The organism is Pseudomonas sp. 05T35, assembly GCF_056396605.1.
The window spans coordinates 1-726 of record NZ_JBFTLU010000842.1; the positions used below are offsets into that span (position 1 = coordinate 1).

General features: G+C 47.1%; 1 protein-coding gene. It reads left to right on the top strand.

Annotated features, from left to right (window positions below):
- Positions 1-105: 105 nt before the first annotated feature.
- Positions 106-726, top strand: a 621-nt coding sequence (locus AC1DH9_RS30220) for a PDC sensor domain-containing protein (protein WP_477809465.1), incomplete at its 3' end; no start/stop codon positions are given.

Sequence of the window (726 nt, forward strand, 5' to 3'; positions counted from 1 at the left end):
GATGAGCATATGGCGAAAACGAATACCCATGCTGAAAATATCTCAACGGTATAAGAAAAATAGAATACGCTAACTATTGATACCCACGTCTAATGGCAGGATTTCATGCTGACAAGGAAGGCTTCATTCTTTTCCGCCGGGTGGACCGATGCCAAACTAAAAGTCGGACACGTCATCCTCTTTGTTGCCATCGTATGCATCTCGCTGATAGCAATAAGTACATGGGGAATCTTCAACTCCCTGGAGTACCATCTGCACGACAAGGAAACCGAGATGTCCAATCTCTCGAAGACTTTATCGTCCAATATCGAGGCAACCCTTACGCAGGCTGACACCGTACTTATCGGGGTCAAGGAACGACTGGAAACAGAAGGCAGCAACGCAGAAAAACTAAAAAAACTGGAAGAGTTACTAAAAATACAACAAAAACGCCTGCCTCAAATACACGGTTTTTTTATCTATGATGAACAGGGTCGCTGGCTGCTGAATTCAAATGGTGTCATACCCGCGGGTTCCAACAACTCGGACCGTGACTACTTCATTTATCATCGCGACCATACGGACCCGGGCCCTTATCTTGGCCCGTCCATACGCAGTCGCTCAACCAATGACTGGATCATGACGGTATCACGCCGAATCAACCATCCGGACGGCAGTTTTGCCGGCGTTGCACTCGCTACTATTTACCTCAACTACTTCCTCAATCTTTACGAAGGTGTGGACACC